Here is a 17,086-nt window from a genome sequence, read left to right on the forward strand (position 1 = left end):
GGGCTTGCACTCCTTCCCCCAATCGCACGAGAGTTGAAATGAACGCGCGCTTGCCAGGCCACGCGGCCAGCAACTTGAACGCTGTCGAACCGCTGCTGGCGGTAGACCATGTAAGCCTTGAATACCGCACCCCCGAACGCGTGGTGCGGGCCACTCACCAAGTGAGTTTCGAGATCGACCCTGCCGACCGCTTCGTGTTGCTCGGCCCCTCGGGCTGCGGCAAATCCACCTTGCTCAAGTCCATCGCCGGGTTTATCAAGCCCTGCGAAGGCGAGATCCGCCTGTTGGGGCAAAAGGTCGAACAACCGGGCCCGGACCGCATCGTGGTGTTTCAGGAATTCGACCAGTTGCCACCGTGGAAAACCGTCAAACAGAACGTGATGTTCCCATTGCTGGCTTCGAAAACCTTGAAACGCGCCGAGGCCGAAGCGCGCGCGCTGCACTACCTCGACAAAGTCGGCCTCACGACGTTTGCCGATGCCTATCCCCACACGCTTTCCGGCGGGATGAAGGCCCGTGTCGCCATCGCCCGCGCGTTGGCCATGCAGCCGAAAATCCTGTTGATGGACGAACCCTTCGCTGCCCTCGATGCCCTGACCCGGCGCAAAATGCAGGAAGAACTGTTGCTGCTTTGGGAGGAGGTGCGCTTCACCCTGTTGTTCGTCACCCACTCCATCGAAGAAGCGCTGGTGGTGGGCAATCGCATCCTGTTGCTCTCGCCTCATCCAGGGCGCGTGCGTGCCGAAATCCACAGCCATCAATACGACCTGCACAGCCTCGGGGGTGTGGAATTCCAGGCGTCGGCGCGGCGGATTCATCGCTTGCTGTTCGATGAAGCGCCCGAGGCCGAACGTGAGTTGGGTTTCGCTGATATCCGCATCGCGTATTAAGGGGAACATCCATGCGCCAGGAATATGAAATTACCCTAGAACCGCTGCTCAGCGTCCCTGTCGAGCGCGAACTGCCCCTGCGCCAACGCCTGTGGCAGCAAGGCTGGCTGCGCAAAGGCCTGATCCTGATCGTGCTCGCGATCCTCTGGGAAGCCGTCGCGCGCTACCAGAACAACGACCTGTTGTTGCCGAGCTTCCTGCAAACCTTTCACGCGCTGTACGACGGCCTGCTCAGCGGCGAATTGCTGAGCAAGGTGAGCATTTCACTGGTGGTGCTGATCAAGGGTTACCTGATCGGCATCGTGCTGGCGTTTGCCCTGACCACCTTGGCGGTGTCGACCCAATTGGGCCGCGATCTGCTGAGCACCTTGACCTCGATGTTCAACCCGCTGCCGGCCATCGCGTTGTTGCCGCTGGCGCTGCTGTGGTTTGGCCTGGGGCAGAACAGCCTGATCTTTGTACTGGTGCATTCGGTGTTGTGGGCGCTGGCGCTCAACACGTATTCCGGGTTCCTCGGCGTGTCCGAAACCCTGCGCATGGCCGGGCGTAATTATGGCCTCAAGGGCATGCGTTTTGTGCTGTTCATCTTGATCCCGGCGGCACTGCCGTCGATCCTCGCAGGCCTCAAGATCGGGTGGGCATTTGCCTGGCGCACGCTGATTGCCGCCGAGTTGGTGTTCGGTGCCACCAGTGGCAAGGGCGGCCTGGGTTGGTACATCTTCCAGAACCGTAACGAGTTGTACACAGACAAGGTGTTTGCCGGACTGGCAGTGGTGATCCTGATCGGACTGCTCGTGGAAAACCTGATATTTGACACCTTTGAGCGCCTGACCGTGAAGCGTTGGGGTATGCAGCGCTAAACAGGAATGATTGCTCTTTGTCCGCCGTGAACCCGATAATGCTGACGGAATCTGACGCCCCCTTGGCGTCAGGCGTACCCGGTAAAAGGATTTACGACGATGCGGTTTTTTGTTTTGGCAGCGGCCTTGTTACTGTCGACCTCGGTCTTCGCGGAGTTTGTGCCCGAGGTGGTCAGCATGCCCAAGCCGCTTTATCCCAGTCACCTGACCTTCACCCAAGGGCATGCGCGCATCAGCTTGAATATTCACAACGACGGTACGGTCAGTGATGTCAAAGCGCTCAGCGCCACCAAGCCGGCGTTTGGTGAGGCTGCCGTGGCTGCGGCTACACTCTGGCGCTTCAAGCCGTGGACGGTCAGTGCCGATCGGCCGGCGGTGCTCGACGCGCAGAACGATATGATTTTCACGCCCGAACCGCCTAAGAAGGAAGCGACTCAGCTTACCTTCACCCAAACCACTTACCAATCCTGCAGTGCACTGACGGAAGAAGTCAGCCAGTTCCGTCGTGAGCATCCCACCCGGCCGTTGATTGCGATGAAGAGTTTTGCCATTACCCGGGTGGCGGTGATGTTCCCGGCGTTGAGCGGCAAAAGCGATTACAACGAAGGCCTGACGCGCGCCGACGAACTGGAAAACTCCCTGCCGGACATCGTGCGCAAATGCCAGGCTCATCCCAAGGCCACCTACGCGGATTACCTGCCGCGCAATTTGAAGCGTTACCTGTAAAGCCTGCTACGATTGCGCCCAGTTCACTCTCGATGGGTCACGAGTGCTTGGCATGCAACTACCGGATATGAACCTGCTGGTCGCCCTCGACGCCTTGCTCGACGAGGGGAGTGTAGTGGGCGCCGCACGCCGCATGAACCTCAGCCCGGCGGCCATGAGTCGCACCCTCACGCGTATTCGCGAAGCTGTCGGCGACCCGATCCTGGTGCGCGCCGGTCGCGGCCTGGTGCCAACGCCTAAAGCCCTGCAGTTGCAAGGCCAGGTGCGCAACGTGGTGGAGCAGGCGGCGCTGCTGTTCCGTTCGGCGGACCAAGTGGATTTGAGTACATTGCGTCGTCGCTTCAGCGTGCGCGCCAATGACTTTTTCATCGGCGTGTATGGCGGTCGCCTGTTCGACACCATGGAGCGCATGGCACCGCTGTGCGAGTTGTGCTTCGTGCCCGAAGGTGACACCGATGACGAAGCCCTGCGTGAAGGCCGGTTGGATTTACGCGTGAGCAACACCCTGCCGGTCACCCCCGAAGTGAAGGTGCAGAACCTGTTCTCCACCACTTTTGTCGGCTTGGCGCGGGAAGATCATCCGTTGTTCGACGAAGAAATCACCGCTGCACGTTTTGCCAGCTATTCCCACATCAGCATCTCGCGGCGCGGCATTGCCCGTGGGCCGATCGACACCGCGTTGAACGCCCAGGGCCTGGAGCGCCGTGTCGCGATGATCGCCCCCGGTTTTCACGGCGCGATGTTCATGCTGCCCGATTCCGACCTGCTGCTGCCGGTGCCCAAGGAAGCGCTGTTGAGCGCCAATCGCCTGAAGCTGCCCCTGCGGTCGTTCGCCCTGCCAATCTCGTTGCCAACACTGGTTCTCGCCCAATCCTGGCACCCGCGCTTCGATAAAGACCCCGCTCACAAATGGCTGCGCGAAACCATGCGCGAGAGTTGCCACGCCACCTGGCTCGAAGCGCAGCCCACCTGACACCCCAAGACCTCTGTAGGAGCCGGCAAGCCGGCTCCTACACGCGTTAAGGATTGCGTCTGGCGCAGTTATATCCTGCCAATAAGTAACTTTTTGTCATGTGTGTGCCTGATTAAACTGCTCGGGTATTTAACATTCCGAGTTACCTGTTCATGACCTCCCTCGCTGCCCCCACCCTTGCGGCCGCAGCCAAACCTACTGCCATGACCCCACCCGTATTCGGCCCGCGCATCATCATCGGGCTGGTCGGCGTGTTGCTGGCGGTGCTGGTCTCCGGCCTCAACGAGATGGTCACCAAAGTGGCCCTCGCGGATATCCGTGGTGCGCTGTACATCGGTTTTGACGAAGGCACCTGGCTGGTCGCGGCTTACACCGCGACTTCCGTGGCGGCCATGGCGTTTGCGCCCTGGTGTTCGGTGACCTTTTCGCTACGTCGCTTCACGCTGTGCGCCATCGGCCTGTTCACTGTGCTGGGCATCTTGTGCCCGTTTGCGCCGAACTACGAAAGCCTGCTGGTACTGCGCACCGTACAAGGCCTGGCCGGCGGCGCGCTGCCGCCGATGCTGATGACCGTGGCCCTGCGTTTCCTGCCGGCCAACGTCAAGCTGTACGGCTTGGCCGGCTATGCGCTCACGGCCACCTTCGGCCCGAGCCTCGGCACGCCGCTGGCGGCGCTGTGGACCGAGTATGTCGGCTGGCAGTGGGCATTCTGGCAGATCGTCGCGCCGTGCCTGCTGGCCATGGTCGCCGTGGCCTACGGGCTGCCACAGGATCCATTACGCCTGGAGCGCTTCAAGCAGTTCAACTGGCGCGGCCTGCTGCTGGGCTTCCCGGCGATCTGCATGCTGGTTATCGGCATTCTGCAAGGCAACCGGCTGGACTGGTTCGAGTCGGGCCTGATCACCTTCCTGCTGTGTGGCGGCAGCCTATTGCTGGTGCTGTTCATGGTGAATGAATGGTCGCAGCCGATACCGTTCTTTAAATTGCAGATGCTTGGCCTGCGCAACCTGTCGTTCGCGTTGATTGTGCTGGCGGGCGTGCTGATGGTGCTGACCTCGGTGATCATCATCCCCTCAAGTTTCCTCGCCCAGGTCCAGGGTTACCGCCCGCTGCAAACCGCGCCGGTGATGCTGCTGATGGCGATCCCTCAGTTGATCGCGCTGCCGCTGGTGGCAGCGCTGTGCAACCTGCGCTGGGTCGATTGCCGCTGGGTGCTGGGGATCGGCCTGGGCATGCTGGTGCTGTGTTGCGTGGGCAGTGCGCACCTGACATCGGAGTGGATCCGCGACGATTTCTACGGCCTGTACCTGCTGCAGATCTTCGGGCAACCGATGGCCGTGTTGCCGCTGCTGATGCTTTCCACCGGCAGCATCCAGCCCATGGACGGGCCGTTCGCGTCCGCCTGGTTCAACACCATCAAAGGCCTGGCCGCCGTGATAGCTACCGGCGTAATCGACACCTTGACCACCCAACGCCTGCACTTTCACTCGACCATGTTGGTCGACCGCCTGGGCAATTCGCCCCTGGCCGACGGTGACGCGCCGGGCCTGGCGCACCGCCTGCACGAGCAGGCCGTGGTGCTGACTTCTTCGGATCTGTACTACGTCATGGCTGCGGTCGCGGTGGCGTTGATCTTGCTGATTTTCTGGATGCCCACGCGGATCTTTCCGCCTCGCGCACCGACTTGATAGAAAGGACTGTTCATGAAACGCAAAGACAAAATCGCCGTCTCCATCATCGCCGTATTTGCCGTCGGCGTGTTGGTGTACCTGGTCGCGCCGGGCGTGCTGGGCAACAAGCACCAGACCACCAACGACGCCTTCGTCGCTGCTGACTTCACCCTGGTGGCGCCGCGCGTGGCCGGCTTTATCAAAGAGGTGCTGGTGGAGGACAACCAGCGCGTCAAGGCCGGGCAACTGCTGGCACTGATCGACGACCGCGACTTCCGCGCCGCCGCGCAGGCGGCCGACGCCGATACCTTGGTGGCCCAGGCCCAACTGAAAAACGCCACGGCGACCCTGGAGCGGCAGAGTTCGGTCATCGCCCAGGCCCAGGCCACCGTCGCGGCAGATCGCGCCGAAATGGCCTTCGCCGAGCACGAGTTGAACCGCTACAACCACCTCGCCGGAGTCGGCGCCGGCACCGTGCAGAACGCTCAGCAAGCCAAGACCCGCATCGACCAGGCCACCGCGCGCCTGGCGAATGCCACAGCCGTGCTGGCGGCGGAACGCAAGCAAGTGGAAATCCTCACCGCCCAGCGCGATGCCGCCGAGGGTGGGCTCAAACGCGCCCAAGCCGCGTTGGAACTGGCCAGTTTTCAACTGTCGTACACGCGCATCGTCGCGCCGGTGGATGGCATGGTCGGTGAGCGTGCAGTGCGGGTGGGCGCCTATGTGACGCCGGGCAGCAAGATCCTCGCGGTCGTGCCGTTGGAGGAGGCCTACGTGGTGGCCAACTTCCAGGAAACCCAGCTCTCCCATATGCACGCCGGCCAAGCCGTGCAGGTGCGCGTCGACAGCCTCGACGGTGAGTTGCTCAACGGTCATCTGGAGAGCCTCGCGCCCGCGACGGGCGTGACATTTGCCTCGGTCAAACCCGACAACGCCACTGGCAACTTCACCAAGGTGGTGCAGCGCATTCCGGTGAAAATCGTCCTCGAACCCAACCAGGCGCACACCGAGCGCCTGCGGGTCGGCATGTCTGTGGAAGCCAGCGTCGACACCTCGCCGGCCGCGCAGCAGCGTGAGGTGGCCCAGCAATGAAGCGAGTTGCCTGGCTCACCTTGAGTCTCATCAGCCTGAGCGCCTGCACGGTCGGCCCGGACTTCCACACGCCCCAGAGCCCACAAGTGACCCAATGGAGCGAACCCCAGGGCCGCCTGGCCGCCAGCCGTGCGGTCAGCGACCCATTGCAGGAACGCTGGTGGGATGTGTTCCACGATGAACAACTCTCGGCGCTTACACGCCGCGCGCTCACCGATAACCTCGACCTGAAACTCGCCAGCAGCCGCCTGCAACAAAGCCGCGCCGTGCGCCAGGTGACCACCGCCGAGCGCTATCCGAACGTCAATGCCAACGGTGATTACCTGCGCCAACGCAACAGCGGCAAAGGCTTGAGCGACCCGTCCGGCAACAATGGCCGTTCGGCGTTCAACCAGTGGGACATGGGCTTCTCGGCCTCCTGGGAGCTGGACTTCTGGGGCCGCGTCAAACGCGAAACCGAAGCCGCCGACGCCACCCTGCAAGTCGCTGAAAACGACCGCCGTGCCGTGCTGTTATCGGTACTCGCCGAGACCGCCCAGGACTATATCCAACTGCGCGGCGTACAGAACACCCGCGCCGTCACCGAGCAGAACCTCGACGTCGCCCGCCACAGCCTCAAGCTGTCACAGTTGCGCCTGGCTGACGGTGTGGCCACGGACCTGGACGTAGCGGAAGCCGCCGCTCAAGTCGCTGCCATCGAGGCACGGTTGCCAGATTTGCAACAGCGCCAAGACCAACTCATCAACGCCCTCAGCCTGTTGATGGGCGAGCCGCCGCAAGCCTTGCACGCGCAGTTGTCCAAAGACGCCGCCGTGCCGCAAACCCAACGCCAAGTTGCGATTGGCCTGCCTTCGGAGCTGGCTGAGCGCCGTCCGGATATCCGCCAGGCCGAGGCGCGCTTGCACGCCGCTACCGCGAGCATCGGTGTCGCCAAGGGCGACTTCTACCCGCGCATTACCTTGTCCGGCAGCCTCGGCTCCCAGGCCATGCAGCTCTCGGATTTCGGTTCCTGGGGATCCCGCGCCTTTGCTTTCGGCCCGCAATTCAGCTTGCCGCTGTTCAACGGCGGACGGTTGCAAGGCATGTTGAATCTGCGTGAAGCCCAGCAACAGGAAGCAGCGCTGGCGTACCAGCAAACCGTGCTGCGTGCCTGGCATGAGATCGATGACCAACTGACCCGCTATAACGCCAGCCAACTGCGCCGCGACAGCCTTGCCGAAGCCGTGCGCCAGAACCAGATTGCCCTGCGCACCGCGCAACAGCAGTATGTTGAAGGCGTGGTGGATTTCGTCAACGTGCTCACCGTGCAAAGCGCGCTACTGGCCACGCAGGAGCAGTGGGTGGAAAGCTCGACGGGCGTGTCGCTGGCGATGGTTGGGTTGTACAAGGCGTTGGGCGGAGGCTGGGAATCGGTGTACCCGCTGCAAACCGCCGGGCGCTAAGTACAAAGAGTTTTTGTCAGTCGCTAAATAAACTGTAATGATAATTGCTCTCAATAGTGTATCTGAGCTTTTTCATGGACAGCGCGACTGACGGCCAGCAACAGCTTCACCTCCTGTACCGCGACCATCACGGCTGGCTGCAAGGCTGGCTGCGCAAACGCCTGGGCGATCGCGAGCACGCGGCTGACGTGGCGCAGGACACCTTCCTGCGTCTGCTGGTGTCCGGGCGCTTCCCCGGCGACAAGGAAAGCCGCAGCTACCTGGCGCAGATTGCCCGCAACCTGGTGATCGACCAGTGGCGGCGCCTGCGCATCGAGCGCGCCTACCTGGAAAGCATCGCGCACCTGCCCGAGCCGGAGTCGCCGTCCCTGGAAACCCGCGCGCTGATCCTCGAAACCCTGATGCAGATCGACGCCATGCTCGATCGCATGCCCGATAACGTGCGCCAGGCGTTTTTGCTGTCGCAGTTCGAAGGCCTGAGTTATGTACAGGTCGCGGAGCGCTTGGGCGTTTCCGTCAGCTCGGTGCAGAAGTACATGACCCGCGCCATCGTCGCCTGCTACCAAGTGGCCTACGCCGAATGAGACAGGACGCACCCATCGCCCCGGCGATTGTCGAGCAGGCCAGCGAATGGCTGATGCTGCAATGGGGCGGCGACCTGCAAGGCGAACAACGCCAGGCCTTTGCCCGCTGGCAGGCCGCCGACCCGGAGCATCGCCGTGCCTGGCAGCGTTTGCAGCAGCTGCAGCAAACCCTCGGCAGCGTGCCCGCCGACAGCGCCCGCGCGGTGTTGCGTGACACACCGGACACGCAGCGCCGCGCTGCGCTCAAGCTGCTCGGCGTGCTGTTGGTGGCCGGTGGCAGCGGCTACTTGGTGCAACGCAGCGAACCTTGGCACGCCGCCTTCGCCGAATACCGCACCCGCACCGGCGAGATTCGCCACCTCACCCTCAGCGATGGCACGCGCCTGGACCTCAACAGCGACAGCGCGGTCGACCTGCGTTTCAGCGCCAGCGAGCGACGTATCCGCCTTATCCGAGGCGAAATCCTATTGACCAGCGGCCACGATCCCGTCCGCCCATTGATCGTTGAAACCCCAGCTGGCGACGTGCAGGCGCTGGGCACCCGTTTTGCGGTGCGCGAACTGCCCGATGGCAGCCGTGTCGACCTGTACGAAGGCCGCGTTCGCGTGACGCCGTTACAGGGCGCAGCCGTGCAGATGAACGCCGGTGACAGCCTGTGGTTCAACCAACGCCAAAGCTCGGCGTTGGCAGCGGTGAGCGCCAATGCCAGCAGTTGGACCGAGCACCGTCTGATCGCCGAGCGCCAGCCGTTGGGCGAGTTCGTGGCGCAACTGAGTCGTTACCGTCCGGGGCTGCTGCGGTGTGATCAAGCGGTGGCGGGGCTGCTGTTGACGGGCGTGTTTCCGCTCAACGATACCGACGCCATCCTCGCCGCGCTGGAGCGCTCGTTGCCGGTACAGGTGCAAGCGGTCACGCGCTACTGGGTGACGATCAAGGCACGGGCCTGAAAATTTTTTCACCTGCGCTTGTCGGTTTTTGCGTCCCGTTCGGGATACCTCTTGAAAGCCAATCAAGAAGCGATCTCACGGGGAGTCCTGCAATGCCGCACCACCCAATCCAACCCTTGGCCCGCGCCCTGCGCCGTGGCTTGTTTGTCAGCCTGTTGGCGACGGTGCCGATGGTGCCGACGCTGGTCCATGCCGAAGAAAGTACCGAGGCGCTGCGCAGCTACAACATCCCGGCCGGTAGCCTCGACCAGGCACTGAACCGCTTTGCCAGCGCGTCGGGCATTTTGCTGTCAGTTGACGCGACGCTGACCGAAGGCAAGCGCAGTGCGGGCCTGCAAGGGCGCTATGGGGTCGGATCGGGTCTGGAGCGGCTGCTGGCGGGCAGCGGCCTGATGGCGATGCAATCCCAGGGCGGTTGGTCGTTGCAGGCGGTTTCCAATGGCGGGCCTTTGCAACTGGGCGCCACCCAGATCAGCGGCCAGCAAACCCAGGAAAATGCCTGGGGTCCGGTGGACGGTATTGTCGCCACGCGCAGTGCATCGGGCAGCAAGACCGATTCGGCACTGGTGGAAATTCCCCAGACCATCAACGTGATCACCGCCGCCGAGATCAAGGCGCGCGGCGCGCAAAGCGTCACCCAGGCGTTGCTCTACACCCCGGGCATGAGCGCGGGTGGTTTCGCCGATCGGGTGAAGCTGTTCGATGAGCCGACCTCTCGCGGTTTCTCGCCTACGCCCCTGTACCTCGACGGTCTGCACTTGCCTTATGGCGGCGGCAGTACCGGTGGCGCGTTGCAGATCGAGCCGTATTCCCTGGAACGCATCGAAGTGCTCAAGGGCCCGGCCTCCGTGCTGTACGGGCAGAACCAGCCCGGCGGCATCGTCAACATGGTCAGCAAGCGCCCCAGCGAAACGCCGATCCACCAAGTGGTACTGGAAGCGGGCACCTACGAGCACAAAAGCGCGGCCATCGACCTGAGCGGTCCACTGGATGAGCAAGGGCAATTTCTGTATCGCCTGACCGGCCTGGCCAATGACGGCCAGGACGAAATCAACTACGTCGAAAACAAACGCCAGTTCATCGCGCCGAGCCTCACCTGGCGGCCGAACGATGACACCAGCGTGACGGTGTTCGCGCAGTACCAGAAAGACAAAGGCGTGCCCGAAGCCCAGGGTTTACCGGCGTCCGGCACGCTGTGGGCCAACCCCAATGGCAAGATCAAGCGCGACCTGTTCATCGGCGAGCCTGGCGTCAACCAGTACAACCGCGAGCAATACGCGCTGGGTTACGAGATTTCCCATCGCCTGAATGACACGTGGACCCTCAAGCAAAACGCACGTTATGCCGAGGTCGACGACCGCTACACCGCGCCGTTGCACGGCTACCGTTTCGTCGCCAACCCGGCCACTGGCGTACAGGATCAACGCTACCTGCAACGCTTCGGTGTGGACTGGGCGCAGAACAACAAAGTGTTTGGCGTGGACAGCATTGCCCAGGCGGAATTTGATACCGGTGCCTTCTCTCATACGATGATCTTCGGCCTGGACTACTACCATTCCAACTCGCTGTTCCACGGCTTGTACGACCGCAACCCGCCGATCATCGACCTGTTCAAGCCGGTCTACGGCCAGCGCCTGAATTTCGGCCAACCGTACCGCTGGGACCGCACCATCACCCAGACCGGCCTGTACGTGCAGGACCAGATCAAGTGGGACAAATGGGCATTGGTACTGGGCGGGCGCTACGACTGGGCCAACGTCGTCAACAAAGAGCCCCTGACCGACACCCGCTTCGCTAGCAAAGACCAGGCCTTCACGGGGCGTGCGGGCCTGGTGTACCTGTTCGATAACGGCCTGGCGCCGTTTGTCAGCTACACGGAATCCTTCCTGCCACTGGCCGGCACGGACGCCAACCAGAAGCCATTCGAGCCGTCTACCGGCAACCAATACGAGGTCGGTGTGAAGTACCAACCGCCTGGGCAGAAGAGTTTCGTGCAGGTCTCGGTCTACCAACTGGACCAGGAAAATGTGCTCACCACCAACCCGGTCGACACCACCTTCAGCACCCAAAGCGGTGCCATGCGTTCACGCGGCGTGGAAGTGGAAGCCAAGGCCGTCCTCAGCGATGCCTGGGATATCGTCGCGTCGGCTTCGCGCAACGACATCAAATACACCAAGGACAACGATGGCCGCGAGGGTCGCCACCCGGCCGGCATCTCGCCGCTCACCGCGTCGATGTGGGTCAACTACAGCGTGCTCGGCGACACACCGCTGGCCGGTCTCGGCGCAGGCTTGGGCGTGCGTTACGCTCGCCAGAGCCTGGGTGACTACTACGAAGGCGCCTTTTCCGTGCCTTCCTACAGCGTCTACGACGCCAGCGTGAGCTATGACCTGAGTCGATCGCCGTTGAAACTCAAGGGCGTGAAACTGGCGATGAACGTGCAGAACCTCACCAACAAGACCTACGTGTCGCAGTGCACCAGTAACCTGGATTGCTATTACGGCGAAGGGCGCACGGTGGTGTCGAGCCTGACCTACGACTGGTAATTCCCCACCTACTGTAGGAGCGAGCTTGCTCGCGAAAAACGCATGGACGACGCGCGGCTACCTGATAGCGCTGCGTTATCGTTGACGTCTTTCGCGAGCAAGCTCGCTCCTACAGGCCATGGTGAACCCTCATGGGTTTTGCAAGAACACCACGTACCCCCGAAACCACTCGTTCCCCTGCAAATACCCTGGTGCCTCCCACGTTCCACCCTGAATCAAGCCAATCTTGAACGGCAACCCCAACCGATTCATCCGCGGCAAATACGCCGCGTAATCCGGGATGCTGTGCCGCCCCTGATACGTTTGTACCACCACTTCATCCACCACCCCTTTGAGTTGAGCGATGGCCGCCGGATCAGCGTTGCTGCTCCAGTCCATCAAGCCGGTGATGCTCAGGCGCAGGTCGGCGGGCAGGCGTTGGCGCAGGTCGCGCAGGAAGTCGGCGTATTCATGCAGGTACTGAGTGCGGGCATCGAAGTCGATCTGGATGCCCACCACCGGATTGCCTGCGTCGCGCCAGCGTTGCACCTGGCCGAACAGTTGGCGGTAGACCTGCTCGGGCCAGTGCAGGGTGTGGGCGCGGTAGACGATCCAGATGTCGCCTTCGGTAAGGCGCGGCACGCTGATGCCTTGGGCAATCATCTGCACGCCGCGCTGGGGCGCGCGGCGCGTGGAGTTGATCTGGCCCTGGAGGATGTACAGGGTTTTTGCCTGCTTGAGCACCGGCTGTGGTGTAACCCCGCTCCACAGCCAGAAGGCGTCATAGTCACGGGCGTCGACGGCGCCGAAGGCCGGAATTGCCAGCAACAGCAAGCCGAGCCACAGGTGTTTCACCAGTAGTACTGCAGCGATTTGCCCCACTGGGTGTCGGCGTAGCTGGTTTTCAGCTGGCGGAACCAGGCCTTGCGCACGGCCGGTTCCACGTCGACGCCGCCGCAACTGTTGTAGCCCGACGGCCCGTAGCAGTTGATGGCGCGGAACAGGGCGTAGGCCTTGTCATTCTTGGGTGCCTTGGCGTTGCCGATCACCTGTTTGTAGCCATCCAGGCGCGAGAAGGTTTCACCCTTGAAGTCCGATGCACTGCTGCCCAGGCTGCCGGCGGCGCGCGCCTGTTCCAGTGGCATGCCGTCCAGGCCGTTACGCAGGATGAACTCACCCAGGCAGTTCAGGCCCTGTGGATGTTTGGCATCGCTCTGCAAGGTCGCGGCGATTTGCGTGATGCTCGGACAGGCGTAGCCGGACTCGGCTTTGTCGCCGTTCCACTGGAACAGCTTCAAGGTCTGGCTGGCGCTGTAGACGTAGCCCAGGCTGGTGCCCAGTTTGTCTTCCGGGGCGGAGGCTGGCAGTTGCTTGAGGTCGTCGGCGAAGGTGGCGTACTGACCGCGCAGCAGGTCTTTGTAGAGCAGCACGAATTGCGCAGTCTGGCGTTCCAGCGGATCGCTGGCCTGGGCGATCTGCTGGCGCAGCAACTCGGGACCGGCGACGTTGCGCAGCAGGATGTAACGCACCTGCTTGGCGCTGATCGGCGAGTCGGCGGCAAACACCTTGGCCAACTGGCCGCTGCGTTCGTAGTTCATGGCCAACGCCAGCTCAAGCTGATCGCGTTGCAACGGCAACTTCGCCAGCGGCAGCAGTTGCAGCCAGAGCGCTTCGGCGCCTTTCCAATCTTGCTTGGCTTCCAGGGCCAGGGCACGCAGGGTTTGTTGGCTGAAGGCGAAGTAATTCAGGCTCGACGGCACGCTCTGGGGCAACTGTTTCAGCGCAGCGTCCGGCTGATGCTCGGTATACAGCGCAGACACTGCGAGCAAGTAGTCATACAGCTCCGGCGCGCTGGAAAACGCAGCTTTCTGCTTTTCCAGGTCGGTGCGGGAGAGGGCAGGCTGGTTGCCACCGCGCATCACCATCAGGTCGCTGACAAACTGGATCATCGGCGTGCTGACGGTTTCGCTATTGACCATCAACAGCTTGAGGTCGGCTTCCTCCACCAGATCATCTACCGACACATTGCGCTGCGCGTCCGTTGCCTCGGTCATCGACCAGGCGTAGGCCTCGGCGAGTTTGGTGTTATCACCGGCCAACCAATAAACACGGCGCAGCAGGCCACGGGCGGAGGCCAGGTAGTCGCCCTGTGGGTAAGTTTTCAGGTAACCGAGAAAGCCTTCCTCGGCATGGCTCAGGGCGGACTTATCCACATGCTCGAGTTGCGGCATGCCGTACTCGTCAAAGGCTTCAGCCTGGGCCTGGTTCAAAGACGTGCGCGCAGTCATATACAGCGCGGTTTCCTTCAGCCAAGGCACGTGGCTGGCGCTGGCGGCGGCAAAACCGCGCTCAGCGTCACCGAAGCGACCGCTGTAGAAGTCGGCGGCGGCTTGCAGGTAGGTACGGAACAGTTGGCCGTCGTTCGACTGGATCTGCTGGGCGTCCACCACCTGGCCTTCCCACGAACAGGCTGTGAGCAGTTGCAGGCGCGCTTTTATCAGCAGCTCACGCTCAGCAGCCGGCATGTCGGCCTTGATCACCTGGCTGATGAACGCCGTGGCGCTGTCATCATCGTTGCTGCGGCAACGGCTGCCCTCGCCAGTCAGGAACGCTTCGCCTGCGGTCTTGTACTCGTCGCGCTGGATGCCCAGGGGCTTGAGCAGGGTGTCGAGTTCGGCGGTGCGTGAATTGTCCGGCTTGTTGTCGGGCTCATCGTTTGTCGCGGGGATAGGCGCCAGGCGATAGACCGGGAACGGCACCGGGCCGAAGCCCTGAGACAGATCATCTTCGCTCAGCGCATTGGGCGTGAGCGGTTCGGCCTTTTTGTCCGCCAGCAGCAGGCGCAGGTTGACGCGACTGTCGTTGCCGGGGCTGAGGAAGGGCAGGTTACTGCAGGAATCGAGGCTATCACGCGAGACGCGCCAGTCGGGGTAGCACGAGTCGTCAGAGCTGGCCTGGGCCTGCTGGGTGATGCCGGCAAGCAGTGCCAGTGCCAGGGGTGACAGAAAACCGATGCGCATGACGTGTCCTTGATCCTGAGTCCTTGGAGGGAGGCAATAATAGCGTGTTCCTACGGTTGCTTCGGAGAAGCCCTGCACAAATTACTGATTTGTCCGATTCCAGCAGCCAGCCTGGATCTTTTGTCCTAGAGTGGCGGTGTTTGCGCTTGGGCAATCGGGGGAATCGAGGTGCGTCGGTCTGTGGTAGAGCAAAACGAAAAGGTCGGGACGTTACCCGCACTCAACCGCCTCAGTTGGGAAGGCGCCGGCTGGATCAGCCGCCTCTGGTGGGTGCCGATCCTGACGCTGGCCATGGCCCTGCGTTTTTACAACCTGACGTCGGCGGCGATTTGGGGCGACGAGGGCTCTAGCCTGCTGCTCAGCGAATACGCCCTGGGCGACCTGTGGTTCCACGCGGCACACGATGTGCACCCGCCACTGTATTTCTTCCTGCTGCGCGGTTGGATCGAACTGTTCGGCGACAGCATCTGGTCGATTCGCGGCATGAGTGCCATTCCCGGCGTGGTCGTCGTGGGCTTGGGCATCTGGCTGACGCGGCAACTGTCCACCCGCCGTGCGGCGGTGCTGGCGGGGATACTGCTGGCGCTGTTGCCGACGGCGGTGCGCTACAGCCAGGAAGTGCGCATGTATTCGCTGCTGGGTGTATGGCTGCTGGGCGCCACGCTGGCGCTGGTTTACTGGGCACGCCAGCCTGAGCGCACGCGGTATCTGGCGGTGTATGTCGTATTGATGACGGCCGGTTTCTACACCCATTACTTCACTGCGCTATGCGTGTTGGTGCATTGGGCTTACCTGGGCATGCTGAGTGTCACGATGCCGCGCGACCAACGCCTGATCACGCGCCCGGCGTGGTGGTTGGCCAACGCCACGATTGTGCTGTTTTATCTGCCTTGGCTGCCGAATCTGCTGGACTTGGTGCAGCATGTCGAACAGCTCAAGGTGGGCGGTGATATTGGCTGGGAAGAGCCGGTAAGCCTGTTCTCCCTGCCGTCGATGGTCTGGCAATTCGTACTGCAGGATGAAGGTGTCGGTTTCTGGTCGCCACTGTTCTGGCTGTTCCCGTTGCTGCTGGTGGCTGTCGTCGTCGCCACCGCTTGGCGCGACCGCGACCGCTATCGGCCGGCCGGCCTGTTGGCGCTGTTTTTCCTGTTGCCACTGCTGTTGGTCTACGGGGTGTCGTTTATTTCCCCAGTGTTTATCGAGCGTTACCTGACGGTGTACGCCCTGGGCTTGCCGATCCTGCTGGCGATGGCCATCGATCGCCTGCCATCACGGTTTTCATTGCTGGGGGCAGCACTGTTCGTGCTGTTTGTCGGCGTGGAACTGGTGGGCTTGAAGAACAACTTCACCGTGGACGAACACGACCAATTCAACGTGCCGGTGGAGTTCGTCAACCGCAACTATCAGGAAGACGACCGCATCGTCCTCAGCGACATGATGTGGTACCTCAGCTACGTGTATTACGACCAGACCGACGCCCAGTTGCAGCTCTACACCCCGCCCAAACCCGACGGCACGCCCACCCGGCCGAATGCCTATGGCTTCGGCACCCTGGTGGACCAGGACGGCGGACGCATCTACCTCGACCACCTGTCGGCACTGCCCGCCGAAACCCGTCGCGTGTGGCTGATCAGCAGCAACGAAGCGCCGGACGATTTCGCCCCGCTGCCTGAGGGCTGGCGCGAACTCAGTCGCCAGGATGGCGGCGGCGCCAGGGCGCGCTTGTTCGTGTTGTGTAATGTCCCGTCGGCGCAACCCGAGGGCTGCCGCTAGACTGGGTGAATGCTTTTTTCTATCAGGAGCCCATCATGGAATCGCCCGTGCATAGCTTGCCGTCACTGTTCAAACAGCTGGGTCTGCCGGATGACCCGGTGAGTATCGACAAATTTGTGGCGGTGCATTCGCCGCTCAAGCCGGAGCTGAAACTGGCGGATGCGTTTTTCTGGACGGATAGCCAGAGGGCGTTTTTGCGCGAGGAGATTCTGGAGGATGCGGATTGGGCGGAAGTGGTGGATGAGTTGAATCTCATGTTGCGGGGTGGGCGAGGGGGGTAAAAAAACCTAGGGTTTTACCGCGTTAGTGAGCTTTTTCTGACGCACGCGCCTGTCTCCCCACGCTAAGACCCGGACGGGCCAAGCCCCGATCTAAATGTGGGAGTTGGCTTGCCTGCGATAGCGGAGTGTCAGTCGACATATACCTCGAGTGGCCCACCGCAATCGCAGGCAAGCCAGCTCCCACAGAGTTTTGCGGTGTTAGTAAATTCTGTACCGACGCACCGACCACCACCCATCCGCTAAATTGTTTCAAAACTTGACGCATCTGGATCCATCCACCATATTGATAGTTAGCAAACTAAC

The 17,086-nt window shown here is 62.1% G+C and carries 14 protein-coding genes; 12 read left to right on the plus strand and 2 right to left on the minus strand.

Annotation, left to right across the window (positions count from 1 at the left end):
* The first annotated feature begins 38 nt into the window (after nt 1-38).
* The 10 genes from RB216_RS00645 to RB216_RS00690 all read left to right on the plus strand — a co-directional run bounded on the left by RB216_RS00645 (nt 39) and on the right by RB216_RS00690 (nt 11,730).
* Entirely contained in the window at nt 39-890 is an 852-nt protein-coding gene (locus RB216_RS00645; RefSeq protein ID WP_308908188.1) for an ABC transporter ATP-binding protein, read from the plus strand.
* Nucleotides 891-901: 11 nt separating this feature from the next.
* Entirely contained in the window at nt 902-1,750 is an 849-nt protein-coding gene (locus RB216_RS00650) for an ABC transporter permease (RefSeq protein WP_068937689.1), read from the plus strand.
* 99 nt (nt 1,751-1,849) lie between these two features.
* Nucleotides 1,850-2,476 (plus strand): TonB family protein, encoded by a 627-nt coding sequence (locus RB216_RS00655; RefSeq protein ID WP_305383345.1) that lies wholly within the window; start codon nt 1,850-1,852, stop codon nt 2,474-2,476.
* Nucleotides 2,477-2,528: 52 nt separating this feature from the next.
* The gene (locus RB216_RS00660; protein ID WP_028615213.1) at nt 2,529-3,449 is read left to right on the plus strand and encodes a LysR family transcriptional regulator; all 921 of its coding nucleotides are present in this window, start codon (nt 2,529-2,531) and stop codon (nt 3,447-3,449) included.
* Nucleotides 3,450-3,601: 152 nt separating this feature from the next.
* Nucleotides 3,602-5,137, plus strand: coding sequence for an MFS transporter (locus RB216_RS00665; protein WP_068937690.1), 1,536 nt, complete (start codon nt 3,602-3,604; stop codon nt 5,135-5,137).
* Between the two features lie 15 nt (nt 5,138-5,152).
* Complete coding sequence (locus tag RB216_RS00670; RefSeq protein ID WP_028615215.1) at nt 5,153-6,211, plus strand: HlyD family secretion protein; 1,059 nt, start codon at nt 5,153-5,155, stop codon at nt 6,209-6,211.
* Nucleotides 6,208-7,653, plus strand: a complete 1,446-nt coding sequence (locus RB216_RS00675; RefSeq protein ID WP_122730192.1) for an efflux transporter outer membrane subunit — start codon at nt 6,208-6,210, stop codon at nt 7,651-7,653. Before RB216_RS00670 ends, RB216_RS00675 begins: the two co-directional genes overlap by 4 nt.
* Before the next feature lie 74 nt (nt 7,654-7,727).
* Nucleotides 7,728-8,237, plus strand: coding sequence for a sigma-70 family RNA polymerase sigma factor (locus tag RB216_RS00680; RefSeq protein WP_068937692.1), 510 nt, complete (start codon nt 7,728-7,730; stop codon nt 8,235-8,237).
* Nucleotides 8,234-9,184, plus strand: a complete 951-nt coding sequence (locus tag RB216_RS00685; protein WP_308908189.1) for a FecR domain-containing protein — start codon at nt 8,234-8,236, stop codon at nt 9,182-9,184. The genes RB216_RS00680 and RB216_RS00685 overlap by 4 nt, the downstream gene beginning before the upstream one ends.
* A gap of 92 nt (nt 9,185-9,276) precedes the next feature.
* Nucleotides 9,277-11,730, plus strand: coding sequence for a TonB-dependent siderophore receptor (locus tag RB216_RS00690; RefSeq protein WP_305383349.1), 2,454 nt, complete (start codon nt 9,277-9,279; stop codon nt 11,728-11,730).
* Between the two features lie 129 nt (nt 11,731-11,859).
* Here the strand turns inward: RB216_RS00690 and RB216_RS00695 are convergent, their stop codons facing one another.
* A complete protein-coding gene (locus RB216_RS00695; protein WP_028615220.1) occupies nt 11,860-12,564 on the minus strand; it encodes a DUF3142 domain-containing protein in 705 nt (234 codons plus the stop codon).
* Nucleotides 12,561-14,729, minus strand: coding sequence for a PA5441 family protein (locus tag RB216_RS00700; RefSeq protein WP_236317881.1), 2,169 nt, complete (start codon nt 14,727-14,729; stop codon nt 12,561-12,563). Before RB216_RS00700 ends, RB216_RS00695 begins: the two co-directional genes overlap by 4 nt.
* 168 nt (nt 14,730-14,897) lie before the next feature.
* Between RB216_RS00700 and RB216_RS00705 the strand changes: the two genes are divergently transcribed.
* Together RB216_RS00705 and RB216_RS00710 are read left to right on the plus strand one after the other, a co-directional pair.
* Nucleotides 14,898-16,502, plus strand: coding sequence for a glycosyltransferase family 39 protein (locus RB216_RS00705; protein ID WP_308908190.1), 1,605 nt, complete (start codon nt 14,898-14,900; stop codon nt 16,500-16,502).
* A 35-nt stretch (nt 16,503-16,537) separates the two neighbouring features.
* Nucleotides 16,538-16,783, plus strand: coding sequence for a DUF2789 domain-containing protein (locus RB216_RS00710; RefSeq protein WP_122685618.1), 246 nt, complete (start codon nt 16,538-16,540; stop codon nt 16,781-16,783).
* Nucleotides 16,784-17,086 lie beyond the last annotated feature (303 nt).

This window comes from Pseudomonas canadensis (assembly GCF_030980095.1).
Lineage (GTDB): Bacteria > Pseudomonadota > Gammaproteobacteria > Pseudomonadales > Pseudomonadaceae > Aquipseudomonas > Aquipseudomonas canadensis.